This window comes from Dongia sp. (genome assembly GCF_041918875.1).
In the GTDB taxonomy this organism is placed as follows: Bacteria; Pseudomonadota; Alphaproteobacteria; order Dongiales; family Dongiaceae; genus Dongia.
In genome coordinates, this window is record NZ_JAYRUV010000013.1 from 80,113 (window position 1) to 97,917 (window position 17,805).

19 protein-coding genes are annotated in these 17,805 nt (G+C 66.0%); 10 read left to right on the top strand and 9 right to left on the bottom strand.

Annotation, left to right across the window (positions count from 1 at the left end):
• The first annotated feature begins 36 nt into the window (after nt 1-36).
• Both ACE3TY_RS14730 and ACE3TY_RS14735 read left to right on the top strand, forming a co-directional pair.
• A complete protein-coding gene (locus tag ACE3TY_RS14730; protein ID WP_374654242.1) occupies nt 37-840 on the top strand; it encodes a M55 family metallopeptidase in 804 nt (267 codons plus the stop codon).
• Nucleotides 841-976: 136 nt separating this feature from the next.
• Complete coding sequence (locus tag ACE3TY_RS14735; protein ID WP_374654244.1) at nt 977-1,840, top strand: carbon-nitrogen hydrolase family protein; 864 nt, start codon at nt 977-979, stop codon at nt 1,838-1,840.
• 25 nt (nt 1,841-1,865) lie between these two features.
• Here the strand turns inward: ACE3TY_RS14735 and ACE3TY_RS14740 are convergent, their stop codons facing one another.
• The 3 genes from ACE3TY_RS14740 to ACE3TY_RS14750 all read right to left on the bottom strand — a co-directional run bounded on the left by ACE3TY_RS14740 (nt 1,866) and on the right by ACE3TY_RS14750 (nt 4,471).
• Nucleotides 1,866-2,645, bottom strand: a complete 780-nt coding sequence (locus ACE3TY_RS14740) for a sterol desaturase family protein (protein ID WP_374654246.1) — start codon at nt 2,643-2,645, stop codon at nt 1,866-1,868.
• Between the two features lie 19 nt (nt 2,646-2,664).
• Nucleotides 2,665-3,444 carry a sulfurtransferase gene (locus tag ACE3TY_RS14745; protein WP_374654248.1) on the bottom strand — a complete coding sequence of 260 codons (780 nt, stop codon included), beginning with the start codon at nt 3,442-3,444 and terminating at the stop codon, nt 2,665-2,667.
• A 127-nt stretch (nt 3,445-3,571) separates the two neighbouring features.
• Complete coding sequence (locus tag ACE3TY_RS14750) at nt 3,572-4,471, bottom strand: LysR substrate-binding domain-containing protein (RefSeq protein ID WP_374654249.1); 900 nt, start codon at nt 4,469-4,471, stop codon at nt 3,572-3,574.
• A 112-nt stretch (nt 4,472-4,583) separates the two neighbouring features.
• Between ACE3TY_RS14750 and betC the strand changes: the two genes are divergently transcribed.
• Nucleotides 4,584-6,110 carry a choline-sulfatase gene (gene betC / locus ACE3TY_RS14755; protein ID WP_374654251.1) on the top strand — a complete coding sequence of 509 codons (1,527 nt, stop codon included), beginning with the start codon at nt 4,584-4,586 and terminating at the stop codon, nt 6,108-6,110.
• A gap of 59 nt (nt 6,111-6,169) precedes the next feature.
• On the opposite strand, the gene ACE3TY_RS14760 is transcribed toward betC, so the two are convergent.
• Nucleotides 6,170-7,168, bottom strand: coding sequence for a zinc-dependent alcohol dehydrogenase family protein (locus ACE3TY_RS14760; protein WP_374654253.1), 999 nt, complete (start codon nt 7,166-7,168; stop codon nt 6,170-6,172).
• A 112-nt stretch (nt 7,169-7,280) separates the two neighbouring features.
• Here ACE3TY_RS14760 and ACE3TY_RS14765 point away from each other — a divergent pair, with 112 nt between their 5' ends.
• Nucleotides 7,281-8,141, top strand: coding sequence for a LysR family transcriptional regulator (locus ACE3TY_RS14765; protein ID WP_374654255.1), 861 nt, complete (start codon nt 7,281-7,283; stop codon nt 8,139-8,141).
• Between the two features lie 10 nt (nt 8,142-8,151).
• Here ACE3TY_RS14765 and ACE3TY_RS14770 read toward each other — a convergent pair whose 3' ends face one another.
• Nucleotides 8,152-8,568, bottom strand: a complete 417-nt coding sequence (locus ACE3TY_RS14770) for a cupin domain-containing protein (RefSeq protein ID WP_374654257.1) — start codon at nt 8,566-8,568, stop codon at nt 8,152-8,154.
• 61 nt (nt 8,569-8,629) lie between these two features.
• Entirely contained in the window at nt 8,630-9,406 is a 777-nt protein-coding gene (locus tag ACE3TY_RS14775; protein WP_374654259.1) for an SDR family oxidoreductase, read from the bottom strand.
• A 257-nt stretch (nt 9,407-9,663) separates the two neighbouring features.
• On the opposite strand from ACE3TY_RS14775, the gene ACE3TY_RS14780 reads away from it, so the two are divergent.
• The 4 genes from ACE3TY_RS14780 (at nt 9,664) to ACE3TY_RS14795 (ending at nt 12,524) form a co-directional block, all read left to right on the top strand.
• Complete coding sequence (locus tag ACE3TY_RS14780; RefSeq protein ID WP_374654261.1) at nt 9,664-11,253, top strand: winged helix-turn-helix domain-containing tetratricopeptide repeat protein; 1,590 nt, start codon at nt 9,664-9,666, stop codon at nt 11,251-11,253.
• A gap of 68 nt (nt 11,254-11,321) precedes the next feature.
• Nucleotides 11,322-11,642: an ArsR/SmtB family transcription factor gene (locus ACE3TY_RS14785; protein WP_374654263.1), complete on the top strand. Its 321-nt coding sequence runs from the start codon at nt 11,322-11,324 to the stop codon at nt 11,640-11,642.
• A 22-nt stretch (nt 11,643-11,664) separates the two neighbouring features.
• Nucleotides 11,665-12,093, top strand: a complete 429-nt coding sequence (locus tag ACE3TY_RS14790) for a YeeE/YedE family protein (protein WP_374654265.1) — start codon at nt 11,665-11,667, stop codon at nt 12,091-12,093.
• 5 nt (nt 12,094-12,098) lie between these two features.
• Nucleotides 12,099-12,524, top strand: a complete 426-nt coding sequence (locus ACE3TY_RS14795) for a DUF6691 family protein (protein ID WP_374654267.1) — start codon at nt 12,099-12,101, stop codon at nt 12,522-12,524.
• Nucleotides 12,525-12,647: 123 nt separating this feature from the next.
• Here ACE3TY_RS14795 and ACE3TY_RS14800 read toward each other — a convergent pair whose 3' ends face one another.
• Genes ACE3TY_RS14800 through ACE3TY_RS14810 form a run of 3 tightly spaced genes read right to left on the bottom strand, consistent with a single transcriptional unit; the run spans nt 12,648 to nt 16,032 of the window.
• Entirely contained in the window at nt 12,648-13,505 is an 858-nt protein-coding gene (locus tag ACE3TY_RS14800; RefSeq protein ID WP_374654269.1) for a TIGR01459 family HAD-type hydrolase, read from the bottom strand.
• An 18-nt stretch (nt 13,506-13,523) separates the two neighbouring features.
• A complete protein-coding gene (locus ACE3TY_RS14805) occupies nt 13,524-14,906 on the bottom strand; it encodes an EAL domain-containing protein (RefSeq protein WP_374654271.1) in 1,383 nt (460 codons plus the stop codon).
• Nucleotides 14,907-14,958: 52 nt separating this feature from the next.
• On the bottom strand, nt 14,959-16,032 hold the full coding sequence (locus tag ACE3TY_RS14810) for a quinone-dependent dihydroorotate dehydrogenase (protein WP_374654273.1): 1,074 nt from the start codon (nt 16,030-16,032) through the stop codon (nt 14,959-14,961).
• 423 nt (nt 16,033-16,455) lie between these two features.
• On the opposite strand from ACE3TY_RS14810, the gene ACE3TY_RS14815 reads away from it, so the two are divergent.
• Nucleotides 16,456-17,169: a helix-turn-helix transcriptional regulator gene (locus ACE3TY_RS14815; protein WP_374654275.1), complete on the top strand. Its 714-nt coding sequence runs from the start codon at nt 16,456-16,458 to the stop codon at nt 17,167-17,169.
• Nucleotides 17,170-17,279: 110 nt separating this feature from the next.
• On the top strand, nt 17,280-17,741 hold the full coding sequence (locus ACE3TY_RS14820) for a hypothetical protein (RefSeq protein ID WP_374654277.1): 462 nt from the start codon (nt 17,280-17,282) through the stop codon (nt 17,739-17,741).
• Nucleotides 17,742-17,805: the final 64 nt, after the last annotated feature.

Consider the following 17,805-nt stretch of genomic DNA (forward strand, 5'->3'; position numbering starts at 1 on the left):
ATTTTCGCCCAGCCATTCCCCGATCAGAGGATCGCCATGAAGGTTTTCATCAGCAGCGACATCGAAGGCACCGCCGGCATCACGCATTGGGACGAGGCCGAGAAGCCGCACGATTCCTATCCGGAGTTCCGCGAGCTGATGACGGGCGAGGTGATGGCGGCGATCGAGGGCGCGATCGAGGCCGGGGCCACCGAGATCCTGCTCAAGGACGCGCACGATTCCGGGCGCAACATCGTCACGGCGAACCTGCCCGACTGCGTCAGGATCATCCGCGGCTGGAGCGGACATCCCTTGAGCATGGTGCAGGGGATAGAGGACGGGTTCGATGCCGTGATCTTCACCGGCTATCACAGCCGCGCCGGGTCGGAGACCAATCCGCTGGCGCATACGATGAACCTGCGCATCTCGGAACTGCGCCTCAACGGGGTGCCGGCGTCGGAGTTCCACCTGCACGGCACCGCCGCCGCCTATTTCAAGGTGCCTGCCGTGTTCATCTCCGGCGATAAGGGCATCTGCGAGGATGCCGAGAAGCTGAACCCAGGCATGGTGACGGTGGCGGTCAGCGAAGGGATCGGCCGGTCGACCGTTTCCGTGGCGCCCAGGGTGGCGCGCGCCAACATCAGGGCGGGGGTGAAGAAGGCGCTGGGGCTCGACCGGTCGAAGCTGCTGCTGCCCATTGCCGACGTGACGGTGCTGGAAGCCGTCTTCAACAATCCGACCGACGCCTATCGGGCGTCCTGGTATCCCGGCGCCAAGCATATCGGCCACCGCACCGTGCAATTCGCCGCGCGCGACTTTTTCGAGATCATGCGGGCGCAGAAGTTCATCCTGGGGATCTGATCGCCGGGGAAGGCCCCTCATCCCAACCCCCTCCCCGCAAGCGGGGCGAGGGGTCTTCACCCGTGCCTAAACAGGGGCTAACGCGGTGGCCGCCCTTGGGCTATCGTTCCGCCACTTGAACGATGAGGGGTGGGTCATGAACGAATCGCGCCCGGTCACGATTTCGATCGCGCAATTCAATGCGCAGGATGACGACAAGGCAGGCAATCTCGCCAAGGCACGGCATTATCTGGACCTCGCCGGATCGCGCGGCAGCAATATCGTCGTGCTGCCGGAGCTTTTCACCGGCACCGGATTTTCCAGCGGCGATGCGCACAAGGCGCTGGCCGAACCGATTCCCGGCCCCACCTTCGAGCTGCTGGCCGACTGCGCGCGCAGGCATGCGATGTATGTGACCGGCTCGTTCTACGAACAGGGGCCGGACGGGTGCATCTACAACACCGCGCCGGTGATCGGCCCGGGCGGCGACCTGCTGGGCGCCTACCGCAAGACGCATCTCTTCGACGTGCCCAACCGCACCGATCTGCCGCCGGGCATCATGGAATCGAAGAAAGTGTCTCCGGGCGCGGCGCTCCAGGTCTACGACACCAATCTGTGCCGCTTCGGCTTAGGGATCTGCGCCGATATCCGGTTCCCCGAAATGTTCCGCGCCTATGCCAAGGCCGGGGCGGAACTCATCCTGCTGCCGACCGCTTTCCTGGCGCCCCGCTTCGACCATTGGGATTTCCTGCTGAAGGCGCGCGCCACCGACCATCAGATGTTCATCGCCGCCTCCGGCATGACGGGGAAGGAAAAGGTGACCGGCATCGGGTTCATCGGCCGGTCGGCGGTGGTCGATCCCTGGGGCGTCATCCTGGCGGGGGCCCCGGACGAAGAGGCGATGCTGACCACGACGATCGACCTCGACCAGGTGCGGCGGGTGCGCAGCCGGTGGCCGCTCAACGATCAGGTCCGGCCGGAGCTTTACGGAGAGGTCGTGGTGAAGACGGCGCGGCCGTGAACGGCGGCCCCGTGCCTCCGCCCTCCTAGCGGAAGGGCATCAGCAGCAGGTGCGTCAGGCCGAGCCTGGCGCCCTTGCGTTCGTCGGCCAGCCCCAGGATGACGCCCTGCTGGCCCAAGGCGGGATTCTCGAAGTAAGCGCGCGCCAGCCGGTCCCAGAAAGAGAAGATATTGCCGTAATTGGAATCGGTCTCGTCCTTGCGCGTCGAATGATGGCGCCGGTGCATGTCGGGCGTGCAGACGAGGCGCCGCAGGGCCCGGTCCCATCCTTCCGGCACGGCGATATTGCCGTGGGTGAAAAGCGCGAAGGCGCTCAAGGACGCTTCGTAGATGAGGACGATGAGCGGGTCGGCGCCGATGAGCAGCACGATCCCGGCCTTATAGAGGGCCGAGAGCAGAATCTCGACCGGATGGAAGCGCAGACCCGTGGTGAGATCGACATCGAGATCGGCATGATGCACGCGGTGCAGGCGCCAGAGCGGCGGCACCTTATGCGTCGCCACATGCTGCAGGTAGATGGCGCCGTCGAGGATGACGAATGCCGCGGCCCCTTCGAGCCAGAAGGGCAATGCCGTCAGGTTGAAAAGTCCCCAGCCCATCTCGCCGGCATGGAGGGCGGCCGAGACGAGGATGGCGCCCAGGACGAGGCGCTGCGCCAGGATGTCGAGCAGGAAGAGGCCAAGGTTGGTGCGCCAGCGCCGGGCCTTGTCGTCGCGCAGCGGCCGGCGCGGGCGGAAAGTCTCGGCAAGCCCCAGCAGCGCAAACAGGATGAGGAAGATGCCGAGGCGGAAGATGGCTTCGTTCATGAAGCCATTAGAATGCGGTTCAGTTGGCCGCGGTCAATGCCAATTCGCCGCCCACGATCTGCCGCGCGTCGTAACCCTGGTCGAGCAGGATGGCGGCCAGCCAGGCCGATCGGCGGCCGGCGGTGGCGATCCTCGAATCGCGGTCGATACCCTGTCCCGCCAGGATCGCGGCGATCTGGTCGGCGGTCTTGAGGCGCCCATCGGGCGTGAGGAGGTCGGCGGAGAGATCGCTTTCCAGCAGCTGGAAGTCGCGCGGCTTTACCCTGGCGGCATCGAGCGACCAGCTGTCGTTGCGCGCGACGGCGAAGGTGCCGGCACCGAAGGGCGCCTGCACGGTGGGCAGGCCCGCCGCCAGCAAGGCCGGCAGGCCGCCATCGACCATGGCGACACGGCCATGGCCGAGCGAGCGCAAGGCGAGGACCAGGGCGGCATCCTCGCCCAAGCCATGGGCCGGATCGCCCAGGATGACGGCAGGTTCATCGTTGCTGAGGCCGAGGGATTGGAGCCTCGCCGCGATGTCGGCATCAGTGCCGGCAAGCTCGTTTGCCTGCAGCGGTGCTGCGTTGCGGATCGGCGATCGGGCGCGAAGCTCGGCATTGCGGGCGTCGACGACCAGGGCGCCGGAGGCGATGAGGGCGCGGGCCTCGTCGACCGAGAGCAGCCATTTGCGCTCGAAGCCGATCACGTCGATGGCGGCCGCGGGCATGCCGGCAAGCCCCGTGAGCGTGGTCACGGCACCCACGGCAATCGGCGTTATTGCCAGAAAACCAGCTATGATCAATGATTTAGGCTGAAGCATGGGCCATCCCTGGACTTTGCCTTCCGGCTCGCCCGATGCCCATAAGGTCAGCGCAGCGAACCTATTTCCCGGCCTTTAAACACTATCAGTTCGATAGAGTAAAGAGAGAAAATTTACCGGAGAGTGCTCAGGTGATCTGGCGGGCGGCCTCGGCGAGGATCCAATCGCGGAAAAGCCGGGCCGGTCGTGGCAGCCTTTCGCCCGCGCGTTCGACCAGATAGAAGGCCTCGGTGCTCTTGATCCCGGCGGCGCAGGGCGCCACCAGCCGGCCTTCGGCCAGCAGCGCATCGACGAAGCAGGAGCGGCCCAGCATGAAACCGCCGCCGGCCAGGGCAAGGTCGACGGCGAGCGTGGCGGTATCGAAGGTGACCCCGTTCGCCCCCGGCTGGGCGGTGCCGCCGGCGCCGCGGAACCAGTCGTTCCAGCCTTCGGCGAAGCTCGCCACATGGATGAGGCGCTGGCGGCCGAGATATTCGTGCGGCAGCGGGCGCTGCAGGCCTTCGGCCAGCGCCGGCGCGCAGACCGGAAAGAGCCGGTCGCGGGTCAGCGGATAGGCGGTCAGTTGCGGCCAGGCGCCGATGCCGCAGCGTATCTCGAAATCGGCCTCGGCATCGATTTCGAGCGGCGTCCACAGCGTGGTGAGGAGGCGCAGGCGGATGGTGGGCTCGGCGGCGAGGAAGCGCGCCAGGCGCGGCGCCAGCCACAGATGCGCAAAGCCGGCGGTGACGCGGACCGACACATCGCTGCCCGACCGGCCATGGAACAGCTCGTCGGTTCCGGCCCCCAGCCGGTCGAATGCGTCGCGCAGCACGGTGAGATAGGAAAGGCCGGCCTCGGTCAGGCTCAATCCCTGCGGCCGGCGCAGGAACAGCATCTGCCCGAGATGTTCCTCGAGCCCCTTCACCTGCTGGCTGACGGCCGCCGCCGTGACGCCGAGCTCGTCCCCGGCGCGGGCGAAGCTGATATGCCGCGCCGCCGCCTCGAACGAGCGCAGCATGCCCAGCGGCGGCAGCTTGCGGAAGGTCATCGCGGCTCCAGGATAAGTGCAGCTTAGCCTCTGACTCTAATATTTCTCGTTTGTCTAAGCCAGATGCAAAGAGGAGACTTGGCCTAGCATCCAGGAACAAGAGGGAACCCAGATGGCCAAGCGGAAACCCAATTTCGTCATCTTCATGCTCGATCAGCTCGCCCCCCAATTCATGCCGACCTACGGCCATAAACTGGTGAAGACCCCGGCCCTCTCCGCCTTCGCAGAAAAATCGATGGTCTTCGACGCGGCCTATTGCAACTACCCGCTCTGCGCCCCGGCGCGCTATTCGTTCATGTCCGGGCGCCTGCCCAGCAAGATCGGCGCCTGGGACAATGCGGCCGAGTTCATGGCCGAGATCCCGACCTTCGCGCACCATCTTTCGGCCCTGGGCTACGACACCACGCTGTCGGGCAAGATGCATTTCTGCGGGCCGGACCAGCTCCATGGCTTCCATCGGCGCCTCACCACCGATGTCTATCCGTCGGACTTCGCCTGGGTTCCCGATTGGGACCGGCCGGAAGCCAAGCTCGACTGGTTCCACAACATGGATGTGGTGCGCCAGGCCGGCATCTGCACGCGCTCGGCCTATCTCGATTTCGACGACGAGGTCGTGTTCATGGCCAAGCGCCATCTCTTCGACCTGGCGCGCAAGGACAGCGACCAGCCCTTCTGCCTGGTGGTTTCGCTGATCAGCCCGCACGATCCCTATCTGGCGCGGCAGGAACATTGGGACCTCTACCGGCATGACGATATCGACATGCCCAGGCTGAAAGCGGGTGCCGTGCCGCTGGGGCCGCATGAGCAGCGCATCGCCAACGGCATCGGCATGCTCGATCCGGCGCCGAGCGCGGAGGAAATCCGCAATGCGCGCCATGCCTATTACGGTTCGGTCTCCTATATCGACGAGCGCTTTGCCGATCTGATGCAGGCCTTGAAGGAAAGCGGCTTTGCCGACAACACCGTCACCATCGTCACCGGCGACCATGGCGACATGCTGGGCGAGCGGGGCCTGTGGTTCAAGATGAACTGGTTCGAGAATTCGGCGCGCATTCCGATGATCATCAACGGACCTGGACTCAAGACCGGCCGGGTGAAGGCGGCCGTCTCGCAGATCGACATCCTGCCGACCTTGCTCGACCTCGCCACCGACGGCGCGCCCCTGCATGAGCAGGTGGTGACCGAGGGCCGCTCGCTGGTCCCGCACCTGACCGGGCTTCAGGGCCATGACGAGGTGATCGGCGAATATATGGGCGAGGGCGCCAAGGCGCCGGGAATCATGATCCGGCGCGGGCGCTACAAGTTCATCCACTTCCAGACCGATCCCGACCAGCTCTACGATGTCGAGGCCGATCCGCTGGAAGTGACGAATCTGGCGAACGATCCCGCCCATGCGGAGCGTATCGGGAAATTGCGCGCCGAAATCGCCAAGGGCTGGGACATGGAAGCGATCCGCCAACAGGTCGTGGCCAGCCAGCGCCGCCGGCGCTACCTCAACGACATCATCCGCGCGCAAGGTGTGGCCTGGGACTATCAGCCGTCGGTCGATGCACGGAACCTCTATATCCGCAACACCGTGCCGATCTTCGAACTCGAAATGCGCTCAAGGTTTCCGGCGCTCAAACGCGCGGCGGAGTAGCAGCTGCTCGCTCGAAATCCCTCCCCCCCTTCAGGGGGGAGGAGATTGGCACTCAGTCATTACTTCCCAATCTCGATCACGACCTTGCCCTGAGCGCGGCGCTGGTTGATGGCGTCGTGGGCGGCGTCGGCGGTTTGCAGTGTGTAGTGCTGACCGTCGAGCTGCGGTTTCAATTGGCCGGCATCGGCAAGCGACGCTGCGGCGGCGAGAATGTCGCCGTGATGGGCGCGGCCCTTGCCGGTGAGGAGCGGCAGCAAAGTGAAGACACCGGCATAGCTCGCGGCCCGGAAGGAAAGCGGGGCCAGTGCATGGGTGCCCCAGCCGAGGCAGCTCACGACGCGGCCGCCATAGGGCCGCACGGCTTGGAACGACGCATCGAGCGTGGGACCGCCGGCGGTATCGTAGATCACGTCGAAACCATCGCCGCCGGTATGCGCGGCGACATAGGTGGCGACATCTTCCGTGCGGTCGATGAAGGTAGCACCTTGGCTTTCGACAAGGCCGCGCCGTTCGGCGCCTTCCGTCGCGAAGATCTCGGCGCCCCTCGCCTTGGCCAATTGCACCGCCATGTGGCCGACACCGCCGGCACCGCCGTGAACGAGCACACGCTCGCCCGATTTCACCTGGGCGCGGTCGACCAGACCTTCCCAGGCGGTGATGAAGATGAGCGGCAGGGCGGCCGCCGCGCGCATGTCGAGCCCCGCCGGCTTCAGCGCCAGCAGGTCGGCATCGACAGCCGCAAATTCGGCGAGCGTCCCTTGATGCCCGCCGACGCCGCCCACCATGCCGAAGACCGCGTCGCCCGCCTTGAACCGGGTGACGCCGGGGCCGGCCGCCTCGACCGTACCCGCCATGTCGATGCCGAGGATATTGGGCAGCGGATGGCGGGCATGGGCGGCGGCGGCAGCGCGAATCTTGAGATCGAGCGGATTGACGCCGCTGGCCTTGATGCGGACCAGGACCTGGCCCGGGCCGGGCGCGGGGCGCGGCAGCTCGATCATCCGCAAGGGCGATGCCGGGTCCGGCGCCTGCAGGGCACGCATTGATGGGATAGGCATGGGGCAGTCTCCTGAAGGGATGCTATGGAGATAGACCATGCGGGCAAGTATGGAAGATTGGATTATCGTTTGAAGCTCATGCATTATTGCATGACATTGGTTAAGGTACGCCATGGAATGGAGCGACCTGCGCATCTTTCTGGCCATCGCCCGTGCCGGCACCCTGGGTGCCGCGGCGCGCCGGATCGGCCTTACGCAGCCCACCATGGGGCGGCGCTTGCGCGCCCTGGAACAGGCGCTGGGGCAGACGCTCTTCCAGCGTAGCAGCGATGGCTTCATCCTCACCGACGAGGGCCAGTCGGTCCTGCAGCATGCAGAGCGGATCGAGGAGGAGTCGCTGGCGGTCGAGCGCCTTGCCGCCGGCGGCGCGCAATTGCAGGGCCAGATCCGCATCGCTTCGTCCGACTGGTTCGGCGTCCATGTGCTGACGCCCATCCTGGCCGCGTTCGCGAAGGAACATCCCGGCATGGGCATCGAACTCATTACCGATCAGCGCCCCTTCAGCCTGGCACGGCGCGAAGCGGATCTTGCCTTCCGCATCGCCCCTTTCGACGAGCCGGAGATCGTGCAGCGCAAATGCCTGCACATGGATTATGCGCTCTATGCGCCGCGCGGCATGGCCGTGCCGTCATTGGGGGACGGCGCCGGGCTGGTGCTGGTGACGATGGACGCGGCCTTCGGCACCCTGCCCGACATGGCCTGGCTGCGCCGCCGCCTGCCCAAGGCGCGCATCGCGTTCCGCAGCAACAATCGCGACGTCCAGGCCCAAGCCTGCCTCGAGGGCGTCGGCCTTGCCGTGCTGCCGCGGCTTCTCGGCGACAGCCTGCCGGGCCTCGAGGCGATCGCGCTCGATGAGGCGCGGCCCGGAACCGACATTCCGGGCCGCGACGTATGGGTGGGCTATCACCGCGATCTCAAGCGCGTGGCACGGTTGCGCACGCTCCTTGATTTCGTGCTGCAGCGGCTGGCCTGAACGAGGGCCGCTATTTATCTTCCGTCACCAGTTTCGTCTCGTCGGTCTTGACGACGAAGACGGCCAGCAGGCGCGAGGGTTCGGTGTCGCTGGCATTGGCGCTGACGCCATGATGATCGCCCGGCATTTCGACGAAGTTCTCGCCGGCGCGATAGATCTTTTCCGGCTCGTCATTGACCTTGATGCGGACGGCGCCTTCGAGGACCGTCGCATAGATGAAGGCCGAGGCCGGATGGGTATGCGCGGGCGATGCGGCGCCCGGCCCGTATTCGACCAGCACGCCTTTCATGCTCATGCCGGGAGCATTCGGCAGCGCGCGGTCGAAGACCACCGACACCTTGCGCTGATCGGCATCCGCTTCCTGCGCCGATGCGGTGCTGAAAGCGAGGCCGGCGACGACGATTCCGAAGATAAACCTGGTGAACATCTGAATTCTCCTTATCTGGACGCGAACAGGTTGCGGGAAATTCCAAGGTTGCTGCGTTGCGTTACGCCTGCGGCGCGGAGCGGCCGAGCCAATCGTCGAACCGCGTCTTGCCGATGCGCGCCCCTTCAAGCGGGGTGAGAGAGCGATCGTTAAGCTCGGCGCCGAAATAGCGCGCATGGATATCGGGAACGATCCTGCGCGGGTCCTTCCTGGCGTTGAGGAAACGCCGGACGCATTCGTCGAGGCTGATCTTCTCGGGGCCGGCCACCTCGACCGTGCCGTTGGCCGGTGCCGCAAGCGCCACATCGGCCAGGGCGGCAACCACATCGTCCGACGCGATCGGCTGAAAGAGGGCCGGCGACAGGCGGATCGTCTGCCCGTCGGCGGCGGATTCACCGATGGCGCCGACGAATTCGAAGAATTGGGTGGCGCGCAGGATCGTATAGGGGATCTTCGATTCCTTGATCAGCTTCTCCTGGGCCAGCTTGGCGCGGAAGTAACCGTTATCGGCCAGACGCTCGGTGCCGACAATCGAGAGGGCCACATGATGGCCGATACCCGCCGCCGCTTCGGCCGCCATCAGGTTGCGCCCCGACTTCTCGAAGAATTCCAGCACCGCCTTATCCTCGAACGAGGGCGAGTTCACCACGTCGACAACGGTGTCGGCGCCGGCAAGGGCGCCTGCCAACCCCTCGCCGGTGACGCTGTTGACGCCGGTGCTGGGCGACGCCGCGAGGACGTCGTGGCCAAGCGCGCGCAGCCTGCTCACAAGCTTGCCGCCGATGAGGCCGCTGCCGCCAATGACCACAATTTTTTTAGATGATTGATGATTGCGCATGGAAACCTCCCTTTCGCCATTCGCCGCGACCATCGCGGTCGATGGATGGAGGATGCCTGGAGGCCGGCCGGAAGACTTTGCGCCAGCCTTCAAGCGTCCTTGAATTTGTCCTGAATATTTGTCCAAAACGGCCGGCCGACCCGGTAATATCCCGGTGACAGCGGGCCGCCGCGCGGCCGCGCGTGACAAGTGGTTTCAGCTCTTTCAGGGTCTTGCAAACAGTGCCACCCAGGCTGGCCGGGTGGTGGAGTGCCGACGTGCAGTTCGCCTTTGAAAATTACAGGCTCGATCCGGATCGGCGTGAACTGACGCGCGGGTCCGAGACGGTCGCCATCGGACCGCAAGTCTTCGACTTGCTGCTCTATCTGCTGCGGAACCGCGCGCGCGTCGCCAGCAAGGACGATCTGCTGGAGGCGGTGTGGGGCGGGCGGATCGTCTCCGAATCGACCCTCACCAGCCACATCAATGCGGTTCGAAAGGCCATCGGCGACAATGGCGCCGAACAGCGCCTGATCCGGACGGTTGCGCGCAAGGGTCTGCGCTTCGTAGGCGCGGTGCGCGAGGAAGCGTCGTCGGACCGGCCGGGTGTCGCGGGACCCGATTTCGCGGAATTGCATGAGACGCCACCCCACGCGCCAATATTGGCTCTTCCCGACAAGCCATCGATCGCCGCTTTGCCGTTTCACAATCTCAGCGGCGATGCCGAACAGGAATATTTCGCCGATGGCGTGGTCGAGGACATCACCGCGGCGCTGTCGCGCATCGGCTGGCTGTTCGTCGTCGCGCGCAATTCGAGCTTCACCTATAAGGGCCGGGTCGTCGACGTGAAGCAGGTCGGCCGCGAGCTGGGCGTCCGCTATGTCCTGGAAGGCAGCGTGCGCAAGGCCGCGAACCGGGTTCGCATCACCGGCCAGCTCATCGACGCGACCAGCGGGGCGCATATATGGGCGGATCGGTTCGAAGGAACCCTCGACGACATTTTCGATCTGCAGGATCAGATCACCGTGAGTGTCGTCGGCGCGATTTCGCCGCAGCTGGAGCGGGCGGAGATCGAACGCGCCAAAAGGAAGCCCACCGAGAATCTCGACGGCTACGACCTATACCTGCGCGGCATGGCGAGCTTCCATCAAGGCACCAGGGAAGCGATCAACGAGGCCTTGCCGCTGTTCCATAAGGCGATCGCGCTCGATCCCGATTTCGCCTCGGCCTATGGCATGGCGGCGTGGTGCCATTTCTGGCGCAAGATCAATGGCTGGATGACGGATCGCCGGGCGGAGATGGCGGAAGGCGCGAGGCTGGCACGCAGGGCGGTCGATCTCGGCAAGGAGGATGCGGTGGCGCTCACGCGCGGCGGTCATGCGCTCGGTCATTTCGGCGGCGATCTCGACAGCTGCATCGCCCTGCTCGATCGGGCGCTGATGCTCAATCCGAACCTCGCGGCCGCCTGGTATCTGGGCGGCTTTCAGAGAATCGCCCGTGGCGAGCAGGAAGAAGCGATCGGGCATTTCTCGCGCGCCATGCGGCTCAGCCCCCTCGACCCGGAAATGGTCCGCATGCAGGCCGGAACGGGGCTGGCGCATCTCTTCGCGGGACGTCCCGACCAGGCGTCGTCCTGGGGCGAAAAAGCGCTTGGCAACCTGCCGAGTTTCCTGCTCGCCGCCAGCGTCGTCGCGGCAAGCCACGCGCTGGCCGGGCGAACGGACGCGGCCCGGCAGGCGATGCGCCGTCTGCGTGAGCTCGATCCCGACCTGCGCATCTCCACGCTCAAGGACTGGCTGCCGCTCAGGCGGGCGGAGGACCGGGCAACGCTCGCCGACACGCTCCGCAAGGCGGGCCTGCCGGAATAGCGGCCGCTGGTGCGGCTCTTGACTAATCCATTAATATTCATATATTCGCATTTATGAATATAAAGAACATGCGGCGAGGCGCCGCTCCGCGGGATCTGCTCGCCAAGGCGGGCGAGGCGGCCGCTTTCCTGCGTGCCCTGGCGCATGAGCACCGGCTGGCGATTCTCTGCGTGCTGGAGGACGGACCCATGAGCGTCGGCGACATCGCGCTGGCGCTCGATCTCGCCCAGCCCAAGGTCTCGCAGCATCTGATGCGCCTGCGCGCCGAGGGGCTGGTTGCAACGAAGCGCGACGGCACCAGCATCTATTACGAGGCGGCAAGTGCTCCGGCGCGCGAGATAGCCGGCGTGCTGAAGGCCGCCTTCTGCCCGCCCGCGAAGCGGCGCTGAATTTCGGCCGGAGGAACGGAAAATGGACTGGAACGCATTCAACCCCCATGCCGCCCTGGCGGGTGGCGCGCTGATCGGGCTTGCCGCCCTCATGCTGCTGCTGGCGGTCGGCCGCATCGCCGGGATAAGCGGAATCCTGGGCGGCCTGCTGCAAAGGCCCGGCACGGATACGCCGTGGCGCCTCGCCTTCCTCGTCGGCCTGCCGGTGGGGGCCTTGCTGATGGCACGCTATCTGGGCGGGTTCGAGCCGCGCCTCGTTGCCGGTCTGCCGGGCCTTGCGATCGCCGGCCTTCTCGTCGGCTTCGGCACGCGGCTGGGGTCGGGCTGCACCAGCGGTCACGGCATCTGCGGCCTGGCGCGCTTCAGCCCGCGTTCGCTGGCGGCGGTGCTCCTCTTCATGGGAAGCGCCATGATCACCGTTTTCGTCACGCGACACCTGATCGGAGCCTGAAAATCGTGACCCGTATTCTCCTGGCCCTCCTTTCCGGCCTCGTCTTCGGCGCCGGCCTCGTCCTTTCGGGCATGGCCGATCCGGCGAAGGTGCTGGCCTTCCTCGATCTCGCCGCCTTCGCCGGTGGCGGGTGGGACCCGAGCCTCGCCTTCGTCATGGGCGGCGCGCTGGCCGTCACCGTGCCGGGCTTTGCCTATGCGCGGCGCCGGGCAAGGCCGATCGCCGCCGACAGCTTCCAGTGGCCCAAGGCCAGCGCGATCGACGGCCGCCTGGTGCTGGGCAGCGCCATCTTCGGCATCGGCTGGGGCCTCGCCGGCATCTGCCCCGGACCGGCCCTCACCTTGCTGGCGCTGGACGGGAGTGCCGCCCTGGTCTTCTGCGCGGCGATGCTGGCCGGCATGGCCGGCTACGATCTGGCCGTCCGCCGCTGAGGGAGGCAGGCATGTTCTACGAACCGCGCCTCGATCCCGGCCAGCCCAAGCCGTTGGCCCGCATGGGCTACGCGCTCCATGCGGTGGTCGCCGAAACCTTCCGCATGACGCGGCCGGAATAAGCTACCAGCGGAGATATGGCAGGGCGAAGTCCGGCTCGGGCCCGTCCGCGGCGAGGCTTGCAAGTGCCGCCGCGTCGATGCCGTCCCCCTTCAGCAGCATGGCATGATGGATGCCGCCGCCGATGAGGAGCGATTTGGCGCCGATTCCCTTGGCGCCGGCTACATCGGTGCGCAAGGCGTCGCCGATGCCGATGAGCCGGTCGGGCGGGACCGCGAAATCGGCGAGCAGGCGCCGATAGACGCCCGGATGCGGCTTGCCTTCGATGAGGATCCGGCCGCCCATCCGCCGATAGTCTTCCGCGATCGCGCCGGCGCAGATTTCGGCAACGCCGCCGCGATGCACGACGAGGTCCGGATTGGCGCAGACCAGCGTCAGACCGCGGGCCAGCGCCGCTTCCAGGATGGCGCGGAAATCCTCGACGCGGGTTTCGGGACTGGCGACACCCAGGACCAGCAGGAAGTCCGCGCGCGCGATATCGTCGACGACATCGAGGTCGAGCCCTTGCGTGAAGGTGCGGTCCAGCGGGCCCGCGATCCGATAGGCCTTTTCGCCGAGCGCCGCGTAGCCTGGCAGATCGCGCTTGGCGATATGGTTCCAGACTTCCTCGCCCGAGGTGTAGAAGCCATCGTAGAGATCGCCGGTTATGCCCATCTCGTCGAGGCGCGGGCGCACGGTCGCGGTGCGCCGCGGCGCGTTGGAAACGAGGGCCACCGGAATGCGCGCGGCCCGGAGCCGGCGCAGGGTCTCAAGGGCGGCGGGGTAGGCCACGATGCCGTCATGCATGCAGCCCCAGAGATCCATCGCGACGAGGTCGATATCGCCGGCGATGGCGCCGAGGCCGGTCGGGAATTGAGTCATTGCTTCCGTGTCTGCTTATTAGTGGAGGGCGGTGGTTTCGGCGCGCGCGATGCGGGGTTCGCCGAAGAGATAGCCCTGGCCGAAATCGAGATGCATGTCGAGAAGTTCGAGGAGCATCGGTTCGGATTCGATATGGTCGGCGACGAGGTCGATGGCGAAGGAATCGAGCATCCGCTTGAACTCCTGCGGATCGTCGCCCAGCGCGCCTGCCCGCGCCGCGGCGATGAGTCTCTCAGCCTCGATCTTCATGAAGCGGAAATGATGGCTGGAGAGCTGCGCCGGGTTGATGTCGAAATGCGTCACCTGGTCCAGGCTGAAGCGGTAGCCGAGCTGGGCCAGCCGGTCGAGATCGCGCAGGAGCGCCTCGTCGGCCAGCTCCATCGCGCGCTGCGAGAATTCAAAGACGATGGCCGGGGCGAGTTCCGCGTTCTGCGCCATCATGTTGATGAACTCGCGGAAGAAGTCGCGGTCGGCCAGCGTGTGGTGCGAGATGTTGAGGAAGAAGCCGATCCCGGCATTCCCCTTGCGGATGCGGCGCAGGATCTGGATGCAGCGGAAGAGCTGCATGTTGTCGATGGCGGTGACCAGCCCGTGGCGCTCGGCGAGGTCCAGATATTGTTCCGGCGTCAGCACGCGCCCGTCGCCGATGCGCACGCGCGAGAAACATTCGAAGAAGCGGCGCTTGCGCTGCGGCAAGGCGACGACGGGCTGCAGGGCGAGCTCGACCCCGTTTTCGCGCAGGCCGTCGCGCAAGGCATCGAGGATTTCGTCCTCGGCAAGATCGTAGGCGATGGGCGGCATGGGCAGGCTGGCGCTGCCGGCACCCGAGACCGCCGATGCGATCGCCGGGGTGGGTGAGGATGGGGTGGGCGCCGGTTGGGCGATGGGCGCTTCCCTGGGCACGGCGAGCTTCGGCATGCTGAGCTGGTCGGCCGCGACCTTGCCGGCTGCGGCTATGCCAGCTGCAACATCGCGCGGGGCAAGCCTGGCCGGCGCGGCTGCCTTGCCGCCGATAGCGGTGCGGGCGCTGTAGAGCTGTTCGATCAGCTTCTGCAGGACCTTCACTTCATTGACCACCTCGCCCACATCCTGCCGCGGGGCGGTGGCGAGATTGGCGAGCGTCGCCCGGAGCTGCAGCATGTCGTCTTCGAGCTTGCGCTGATCCTTGAGCACGTCGCCAAGCAGGCGGTTGAGGTCGCCCAGCGACCGCGCCTGGTGCTGCGCCCGCGCCTGGCCGAGTGCTGCCTGGTGCAGCAGCGCGCCCGCCATCACCACGAAGCCGCCGGCGATGTAGGCAAGGATGCGGGATATGCCGGGCACGAATGCCGGCAGCCAGAAGGCCAGCAGAACCGCGCCCGATGCATAAAGCAGGAAGATGAGGATATGGGCGCGCTGGGTCATGCCTTAGCCCTAGCAAGTCCTTGGTTAAGAGGCTGTTAAGAAGATGCGCATCCTAGCGGTGATCGGCACCGACCGCATCCCCGACATGGGCGAAGCCGCCGGCGCGCAGTAGAGCGGGCAGGCCGGCGACAATGCGCCGGGCCAGGCCCGGTCCTTCATAGACCATGGCGGAGTAAACCTGCACCAGCGAGGCGCCGGCGCGGATCTTGGCGTAGGCATCCTCGGGTCCGGCGATGCCGCCCACGCCGATCAAGGGCAGGCGGCCTTCCGTCAGCCGGTACATCTCGCCCAGCAGAGCCGTCGACGGCGCCATGAGCGGCGCGCCGGAAAGGCCGCCAGCCTCGCTGGCCAGATCGGCGCGGACGAGCGGCGGCCGCGCGATCGTCGTATTGCTGACGATGAGTCCGTCGAGCCCCTCATCCAGGGCCACCATGGCGATGTCGCGCCGATCCTCCCCGGTGAGGTCGGGGGCTATCTTCAGCAGCAAGGGCGGCCGCGTGCCCAGTGTATCGTGCGGGGCATCGCGCGCGGCGCGCGCGCGGCGGATGAGGTCGGCCAGCGGCGCCTTGCCCTGCAGCGCGCGGAGGCCCGGCGTATTGGGCGAGGAAACGTTGATGACGAGATAGTCGGCCAGGGGTCCGAGTTTGGCGATGCCTAACGCGTAATCGGCGGCGGCATCCGCCGTCTCCTTGTTCTTGCCCAGATTGACGCCGACGATCCCCGCCGCCCGGTCGCGTGCCGCAAGGCGTGCCGCCACCGCCTCCATGCCGTCATTGTTGAAGCCCATGCGGTTGATGATGGCGCGGTCCGGCACCAGGCGGAACAGGCGCGGGCGCGGATTGCCGGCCTGCGGGCGCGGCGTCACGCTGCCGATCTCGACAAAGCCGAAACCCAGGCCGAGCGCCCCGCGATAGCATTCCGCATTCTTGTCGAAGCCCGCGGCAAGGCCCACGGGGTTGGGAAAATCGAGCGACCAGAGGCGCTGCGCCAGCATCGGATGCGTTGTCGCGGATGCGCCGCCGCCGGCACTTTTCAGCAGGCCCACGGCCAGGCGGTGAGCGCGCTCGGCCTCGAGGCAGAAGAGGGCGGGCCGCAAAAGCGGATAAAATCGATCGAGCCAGTTCATGGGGACGTGGACCTATCGGATAAGTGCCGCGGGAGCAAGTCGGGCTACGATTTTCCCGCCCGTTTATTCCCTGGGACGAAAAATAATCCTAAATTCCTTGTAATCCGCCGCGAGACCCGGCGTAAACCGCAAGAAATCAAAGAGAATTACTGTTCAACGGAACATTAAGGCGAAAGATTCTTATACGAAAGTATAGAGTGCTCTAATCCTATTACTTACAAATGAATTGTTCTTTCTAGGCATTTCCTGGGCTATTATGACGATCATCATGTCGATGGCGCGGAACCTTCGGGGGGAGGACGCGGAATCGGAAGATGATCCTGGAACCCTCATGGGTTGTAGGCCGGTTTTAGGAAAGGAGACGCTTCGTCCTGGGGCTGCGGCAAGCGGGTCGTTTAAGCTTGAACATTAGGAGAAGCGATCGTGTCAGTTCCCATGTTGCAGCATGCCGACGTCTGGCGTGGTATCGATAGATTAGCCGCCAAGCACGGGCTTTCCGCCTCGGGTCTCGCGCGTCGCGCCGGCCTCGATCCGACTGCGTTCAACCCATCGAAGCGCATTACGCGCGAAGGTCGCCCGCGCTGGCCTTCGACGGAATCGCTCTCCAAGATCCTGACCGTCACCGGCGAGCCTTTCGTCGACTTCGTTCTCCTCACCGGCGCCGGCAATGGCGAAGCCAGCGGCAACGGCCATGGCGGTGCCGCCGCCTATGACCAGACAGTGGGCGGCGGGCGCGTCGTGCCGCGCACCGGTCAGCGCACGATTCCCGTCATCTCCCTGGACCGCCTCGCCGCCGGCGACTGCTTCGATGCCAGCGGCATGCCGGTCGGGCCCGATTGGGGGCATCTCGATTTCGCCGGTGCCGGGCGCGATTGCTTCGGGGTCGAAATCACGGGGGCCGATTTCGACCCCGTCTATCGCGACGGCGATACGCTGATCGCCGCCCGCGGGGTCGAAATCCGCCGCGGCGACCGCATCATCATCGGCACCAGCGCCGCCACGGTCCTGGTACGCAAGGTCGTGCGTCACGATGCCGACGGCTATTATCTGGAGGCGATCCGCCAGGGCGGCCAGCCGCAATTCGTGCCGCAGGACCAGGTGCGCTTCACCGCCCGCATCCAGTGGGTGAGCCAGTAAACGCGATTTCGCGGTAACACCGTTCCAAAGGGCCGGAAAAAGCGGCCCTCGGCTTGACTTGCAAGTCATGTTCGCTATATGTTCTCATTCAGGTCGCGATGGAGAACGGCATGGCCCGCACAGCAAGACGTTTCGAATTCGACGCCGGCGAAGACAGCCAGCTGCAGGCAAGCTTCGACTTCCTGCCCGAGGAAATGCGGCACCGCCGCCGCTTCGGCACGGGTGCCGCCGCCGACTGGGCGCAAAGGCGCGCGCAGCTGCGCCTCATCGACCGGCAGATGGTGGGGCTGGGTTCGCGCATCGCCGCCGCCCGGCTGCGCGAGATACTGAAACCGGCCGAGCAGGACGGCCCGTCGCCCGAGGCCTTGGCGGCGGCGCGGGCGGAATTGCGCGAACTCGGCAGCGCCGTCTTCTATTTTGGCAATCGTGAAGAAGACGCGGTCCCGGAACCGGGCATGGCGCAGCAGCGCCTGCATCCGCGCCCGTTACCGGCACGCTATTTCGATGCGCCGTCGCCTCACGATGCAACGCTCCCGGCAACCTTCCCGGCCACGTTCGCCGGGAACGGGTAGCCGAAGGCGGTCCGGGACTCCGAATTGGACCGCTCGCGGCATCCGGCTCGTGCCACAAAGCTTG

What these genes read in the sequence shown, in the direction of transcription:
- ACE3TY_RS14730 (WP_374654242.1), top strand. Translation starts at nt 37, where the DNA reads ATGAAGGTTTTCATCAGCAGCGACATCGAAGGCACCGCCGGCATCACG.
- ACE3TY_RS14735 (WP_374654244.1), top strand. Translation starts at nt 977, where the DNA reads ATGAACGAATCGCGCCCGGTCACGATTTCGATCGCGCAATTCAATGCG.
- ACE3TY_RS14740 (WP_374654246.1), bottom strand. Translation starts at nt 2,645, where the DNA reads ATGAACGAAGCCATCTTCCGCCTCGGCATCTTCCTCATCCTGTTTGCG.
- ACE3TY_RS14745 (WP_374654248.1), bottom strand. Translation starts at nt 3,444, where the DNA reads ATGCTTCAGCCTAAATCATTGATCATAGCTGGTTTTCTGGCAATAACG.
- ACE3TY_RS14750 (WP_374654249.1), bottom strand. Translation starts at nt 4,471, where the DNA reads ATGACCTTCCGCAAGCTGCCGCCGCTGGGCATGCTGCGCTCGTTCGAG.
- betC (WP_374654251.1), top strand. Translation starts at nt 4,584, where the DNA reads ATGGCCAAGCGGAAACCCAATTTCGTCATCTTCATGCTCGATCAGCTC.
- ACE3TY_RS14760 (WP_374654253.1), bottom strand. Translation starts at nt 7,168, where the DNA reads ATGCCTATCCCATCAATGCGTGCCCTGCAGGCGCCGGACCCGGCATCG.
- ACE3TY_RS14765 (WP_374654255.1), top strand. Translation starts at nt 7,281, where the DNA reads ATGGAATGGAGCGACCTGCGCATCTTTCTGGCCATCGCCCGTGCCGGC.
- ACE3TY_RS14770 (WP_374654257.1), bottom strand. Translation starts at nt 8,568, where the DNA reads ATGTTCACCAGGTTTATCTTCGGAATCGTCGTCGCCGGCCTCGCTTTC.
- ACE3TY_RS14775 (WP_374654259.1), bottom strand. Translation starts at nt 9,406, where the DNA reads ATGCGCAATCATCAATCATCTAAAAAAATTGTGGTCATTGGCGGCAGC.
- ACE3TY_RS14785 (WP_374654263.1), top strand. Translation starts at nt 11,322, where the DNA reads ATGCGGCGAGGCGCCGCTCCGCGGGATCTGCTCGCCAAGGCGGGCGAG.
- ACE3TY_RS14790 (WP_374654265.1), top strand. Translation starts at nt 11,665, where the DNA reads ATGGACTGGAACGCATTCAACCCCCATGCCGCCCTGGCGGGTGGCGCG.
- ACE3TY_RS14800 (WP_374654269.1), bottom strand. Translation starts at nt 13,505, where the DNA reads ATGACTCAATTCCCGACCGGCCTCGGCGCCATCGCCGGCGATATCGAC.
- ACE3TY_RS14805 (WP_374654271.1), bottom strand. Translation starts at nt 14,906, where the DNA reads ATGACCCAGCGCGCCCATATCCTCATCTTCCTGCTTTATGCATCGGGC.
- ACE3TY_RS14810 (WP_374654273.1), bottom strand. Translation starts at nt 16,032, where the DNA reads ATGAACTGGCTCGATCGATTTTATCCGCTTTTGCGGCCCGCCCTCTTC.
- ACE3TY_RS14820 (WP_374654277.1), top strand. Translation starts at nt 17,280, where the DNA reads ATGGCCCGCACAGCAAGACGTTTCGAATTCGACGCCGGCGAAGACAGC.